The organism is Arthrobacter sp. (genome assembly GCF_031988865.1).
Classification (GTDB): domain Bacteria; phylum Actinomycetota; class Actinomycetes; order Actinomycetales; family Micrococcaceae; genus Arthrobacter_B.
The window spans coordinates 15,498-20,813 of the sequence record NZ_DALZXY010000066.1 but is presented as its reverse complement, the minus strand read 5'-3'; the positions used below and the strand labels follow the sequence as shown (position 1 = coordinate 20,813).

The 5,316-nt window shown below is 60.7% G+C and carries 4 protein-coding genes; 2 read left to right on the top strand and 2 right to left on the bottom strand.

Annotated elements, in window-relative coordinates; genetic code table 11:
- Window positions 1-21 precede the first annotated feature (21 nt).
- Window positions 22-2,082, bottom strand: coding sequence for a DUF6541 family protein (locus RTN46_RS12140; RefSeq protein WP_312181702.1), 2,061 nt, complete (start codon window positions 2,080-2,082; stop codon window positions 22-24).
- Complete coding sequence (gene rfbA, locus RTN46_RS12135) at window positions 2,079-2,966, bottom strand: glucose-1-phosphate thymidylyltransferase RfbA (RefSeq protein WP_312181700.1); 888 nt, start codon at window positions 2,964-2,966, stop codon at window positions 2,079-2,081. Before rfbA ends, RTN46_RS12140 begins: the two co-directional genes overlap by 4 nt.
- Before the next feature lie 53 nt (window positions 2,967-3,019).
- Between rfbA and rfbB the strand changes: the two genes are divergently transcribed.
- Both rfbB and RTN46_RS12125 read left to right on the top strand, forming a co-directional pair.
- Window positions 3,020-4,018 (top strand): dTDP-glucose 4,6-dehydratase, encoded by a 999-nt coding sequence (rfbB, locus tag RTN46_RS12130; RefSeq protein ID WP_312181699.1) that lies wholly within the window; start codon window positions 3,020-3,022, stop codon window positions 4,016-4,018.
- On the top strand, window positions 4,015-5,316 hold a 1,302-nt coding region (locus RTN46_RS12125), incomplete at its 3' end, for a bifunctional dTDP-4-dehydrorhamnose 3,5-epimerase family protein/NAD(P)-dependent oxidoreductase (protein WP_312181697.1). The genes rfbB and RTN46_RS12125, both read left to right, overlap by 4 nt.

Here is a 5,316-nt window from a genome sequence, read left to right as displayed (position 1 = left end):
GGGCCGGAAGTCCATTAAGGGCTAGCCGCAGCCGGTGACGCGGTAAAGCTTGGCATCGCCTTCGGTATCGACCAGCTCAAACCCAGTCTCCTCGCTGATGTTGTCCAGGCCGGCGTAAGGGTGGTCGCCGCCGTGGACTTCCTTGCTGCCGAAGTCCAGCACATAGTACGCATTCAACTCAGCGACAGCCTGGCAGACGGAGGGGTCTGCCAGAATCTCGTCGAGGTGGTCAACCACGGTCTGCCCCGCGGTGTCGAGCGAATAGAAGATGTGCGGCATCAAGGTTTTCCGTCCGGACAGTGCGTAGACCAGGGACGCGCCCGTCCAGGGGCTTCCCACTACGAGGCTGTCCTCTGGGACTTTCTCGGGGACACGCTCCAACAGTTCGGATTCGTCCGTGGAGAGCAGGGGGGAGCCATCAGTGAGGGCAAAGTTTCCGGCTCCCGACGCCTGGGCTACATCAATGCTCTTCCCTTGAGTGAAGAGAGCAAGGAGAACCAGCAGGGCCCCGGCAGCCGCGGGGACAGTGTACCGTCCCGCTCCGGTGCCGGTCAGGCGCACTCTTGCCTTGGAGCGTTCCCCGCGGAGCACTTCGGCCTCTAGCGTTCCTGCCGTCCGACGCGCGCGGAGCCACACATAAACGGTGTCCACAATGGCCCACGCACCCACGGCGGCCAGAGGCAGCCCCAGGACAGGAAGAAGAGCCGCCAGCCGGTACGGATCGTTGTACCAAACACCGCCAAAGGCCGTGCGGATGGTTCCCCAGGGGAAACCTGCCACGATGATGAACAGCATGCAACTGATAGAGAAGGACGCAAGCAGCCACCACAACCTACGGAAGTGTCGGGCACAGTAAACAACGCCGGAAATCGTAAGGCAGGCAACCACGAGCGGAACCGGGCGACCCAGCGGTGCACTCAGGAGGGCTTCGCCTGCGGCCTGGGCAGCAGTCTCCACTGGCCACCAGGTCGCCGAGGCGGGGTCAGGGCGTACCTTCGCCCAGAGCACCACGGTGATCAAGCCATATATTCCGGCTCCGACGAATGGTACTACACGTAGAATCCCACGGCCGCGCAGTACCTGCCACCAGCGTAGCAAGGCCACTGCGGCCAGCGGCAACGTCAGCGCGATAAAGGAAATCAGCGTGCTGGGATGCGCCAGCAACATGCCCGGAACTGACAGGGCAAGGGCGGCCAGAGCAGTCCAACGGCCTAGCTCCCTAGGAGCTGACACCCCAGCGGCCGTCACTGCCAAGCCGAGGCAGGCCGGCATCAGTGCGATGGCCAGCAGATTCGGGTACAGGACACCGAAATCGATCATGAGGTAGGGGAACGCGCCAAAGGCCGCTGACAGGACGCCGGTAATCAGCAGCGGCATAGTCCGGTTGCCTAGGATGCGGCTAACAAAAAACACACATCCGCTCGTCCACACCAGGCCGGCGATCAGTATGTTCCCCACATTGATCGATTCGGGAACAGAAATGCCGCCAGTGAATGCGATCAGCGAAATGTAATCGTGCCATGCCGCCGGATAAAACGAAATATCGGCACCGGCGTTGACCATGCGTCCGATGGTCAAGGATGAAGCGGTGCCCGTCTCCTGTATGTACTCAGTGGCATTCAGATGGAAGATACCGTCGAAGGTCTGCGAAATATTCTCGGGGCGATGGATCATGTGGATGAACCGCCACGCGATGATCAATGATCCAACGGCAATGCTGGCCAGCGCTGCTGCGGTGCCCTGCCATAGTGAGCCCGTCCCTGTGTGGAGGGCTGCGCCGGCGACAGCTGCCCTGGCGCCCACGGATCCGCGCCCGGCGCTCCGCCTGCGCAGGAGCAGGCGAATCAGGAACGTCACCGCGGCGACCCCGGCGGCCGCCGCCGCAACAACGGCCCACCCCCAAGTGATTCCGGTTATTCCGCCTGCAACTGCAGTGCAGGCAATGATGGAAATAGACAAAGGGGCGGAGAGCCCGAGCAACGGCACGCCCCTCAGCCCGAGGGCCAGTCCCACGACAAGTCCAGGGATATAGAGAATGGCAAAACCGGCAAAAAAGTAGGGGATGACGGATACCCAGCTCACTGGGGTCGGCCCTGTTCCATTCCTCCAATTATTAGCTTCTGCAAATACTTGCCGTAGCCGCTTTTGACGAGCGGAGCCGCCAGCCGGAGTAGTTCGTCGTCATCGAGGTAGCCGAGCCGCCATGCAATTTCCTCCGGGCAGCCAATCGAGAGGCCCTGGCGTTTCTGGACCGTCTTGATGAAATCGGTTGCCTCGCTCAGGGAATCAAACGTTCCGGTGTCTAGCCATGCTGTGCCGCGGGGAAGAATGTCAACCTTCAGTCGGCCTTCGGAGAGATAGGTAGAGTTCACATCGGTGATCTCCAACTCGCCGCGGGGAGAGGGCCGCAGACCGCGGGCAATCTCAATTACGTCATTGTCATAGAAGTACAGCCCCGGAACTGCAAAGTTGCTCCTGGGATCAGATGGCTTCTCCTCCAGCGAGAGCACCTTGCCGTCGTCGGCAAACTCCACCACGCCGTAGGCTGTGGGGTCGGCCACTTGGTAACCGAAGATGACGGCGCCGTCCGGAGAGGTGAACCGCCGCAGTTGGGAGCCCATACCTGGACCGTAGAAGATGTTATCGCCCAGGACCAAGCCAACTGGGCCGTTGCCTATGTGGTCCGCGCCAAGAATAAATGCCTGCGCGAGTCCGTCGGGGGACTTCTGCTCCACGTAGGACAGCGAAACACCAAAGCGCGAGCCGTCACCGAGAAGCCGTTGGAACTGCTCGGAATCGTCAGGGGTCGTGACGATCAGGATGTCACGGATGCCTGCCAGCATCAGGGTGGACAGCGGGTAGTAGATCATCGGCTTGTCGTACACAGGCACCAACTGTTTGCTGATGCCCATAGTGATCGGATGGAGCCGGGAACCTGTGCCGCCGGCGAGAATTATTCCACGCATGCGTCCATCATCGCGTGCGAATGCTAACCTCACCAAACTAGTAGGCTGGAAACATGCGAAAGATTCTTGTGACCGGCGGAGCCGGCTTCATTGGTTCCAACTTCGTCCACCATCTGATCCTAAACACGGACTATCTGGTGACAGTCCTGGATAAGCTAACCTACGCCGCTAACCCGCGGTCGCTGGAATCGCTGCCCCACAACCGGGTACGGCTGGTAGTCGGAGACATCTGCGATGCGGCAGTGGTGGATCCGCTGGTGGCAGAGACTGACATCGTGGTGCATTTTGCGGCCGAGTCGCATAATGACAATTCGCTGCACGACCCCCGCCCGTTCCTGGATACCAATATTGTTGGTACCTACACATTGATTGAAGCGGCACGGCGCTACTCCACCCGCTTCCATCACGTCTCCACTGACGAGGTCTACGGCGACCTCGAACTTGGCGACCCCCAGCGTTTTACTGAGGACACGCCGTACAATCCCTCGAGCCCATATTCGTCAACGAAGGCCGGCTCTGATCTGCTGGTCAAGGCTTGGATACGGTCCTTCGGCCTGCAGGCCACGATCAGCAACTGCTCCAATAACTACGGTCCCTACCAGCACGTGGAAAAGTTCATTCCGCGCCAAATCACGAACATTCTCGATGGGGTGCGGCCCAAGCTTTACGGTTCCGGAGCCAACGTGCGGGACTGGATCCACGCCGATGACCATTCCTCGGCGGTGCTGCGGATTATCGAGCGGGGACGCATCGGTGAGACTTACCTAATTGGGGCGGATGGAGAAATGTCCAACCGCGACGTCGTGTCCCTGATCCTCAAAGCGCTGGATCAGCCAAAGGACGCCTTTGACCTGGTGGCGGACCGCCCCGGTCACGACTTGCGCTACGCCATTGATTCGTCCAAGCTGCGCGCAGAGCTGGAGTGGGTCCCCGCCTACGGCCGATTCGAGGAAGGGCTCGAAGCTGCCGTGGAATGGTATCGCAGCAATGAGGACTGGTGGCGCCCGCAGAAGCAAGCGACTGAAGCCAAGTATCAGGAGCAGGGCCAATGACGGCGGCCGGTGACACTCCCAAGCCCTTGAGTGTCCGCGAGACGCCGATACCTGGACTTCTGGTCTGCGAACTTCCGGTGATGGGAGACAACCGGGGCTGGTTCAAAGAGAACTGGCAGCGCGAGAAGATGGTTGCCTTGGGGCTGCCGGATTTCAATCCGATCCAAAACAACGTCTCTTTTAACACTAAGAAGGGGGCCACCCGGGGAATCCACGCAGAGCCTTGGGATAAGTACGTCTCCGTGGCCACCGGCCGCATCTTCGGGGCATGGGTCGACCTGCGGGAGGGCAGCACATTCGGCCGTACCTTCTTTGCGGAACTGGACCCGTCCCGAGCCGTCTATGTTCCGCGCGGCGTCGGAAATGCCTTCCAGACACTCGAAGATTTCACCGCGTACACCTATCTGGTCAATGACCACTGGTCCGCGGACGCGCAGTCACAGTACGCCTTCCTGAATCTTGGGGATGAAACCGTTGCTGTGCCGTGGCCGGTGGACCTGGCCGACGCGGAAGTCTCTGAGAAGGATTACAAGCATCCGCGGTTATCGGACGTTTCACCCATGCTGCCACGTAAGACTCTCGTGATGGGCGCGAACGGACAGGTGGGCAAGGCTCTGCGCACAGCATTGGCTTCCCGCTCCGACGTTGAGTTCGCCGGACGCGCTGAGCTGGACCTCGCTGATTCCTCAGCCTTGGCCGGTGTGAGCTGGAAGGATTATGCCACGGTGATCAACGTGGCCGCCTACACTGCGGTTGACGACGCCGAGGGCAGCGGACGCGGCGACGCGTGGCGGATCAATGCGGCGGCCGTGGCAGAACTGGTCCGGCACGCAGCGGAGAACGGCTTGACCGTGGTGCACATTTCCTCCGACTACGTGTTTGACGGCACACAGGAGATCCATACCGAAGACGAGCCGTTGACACCACTGGGCGTGTACGGACAGACGAAAGCTGCAGCAGACCTTGCTGTGGCAACGCTGCCCCGGCACTACATTTTGCGCACCAGCTGGGTCATCGGCGACGGACCAAACTTCGTGCGGACGATGGCGAACTTGGCCGCCAGGGACATTTCGCCCAAGGTCGTTGCCGACCAGGTCGGCAGATTGACCTTTGCAGAGGATATAGCCGCCGCGATCATCCATCTTCTGGAATCCGGGGCGCCATACGGGACTTACAACGTCAGCAACGAAGGTCCCGCACAGTCCTGGGCGGAGGTAGCACAGCAGGTCTTCGCACTGATGGGCAAGCCCTCCGAGAGAGTCACAAGTGTGAGCACCGCCGAGTTCTTTGCCGGCCGT

Excerpts from the sequence above, each read along its gene's own strand:
- rfbA (WP_312181700.1), bottom strand. The coding sequence starts at position 2,966 with ATGCGTGGAATAATTCTCGCCGGCGGCACAGGTTCCCGGCTCCATCCG.
- rfbB (WP_312181699.1), top strand. The coding sequence starts at position 3,020 with ATGCGAAAGATTCTTGTGACCGGCGGAGCCGGCTTCATTGGTTCCAAC.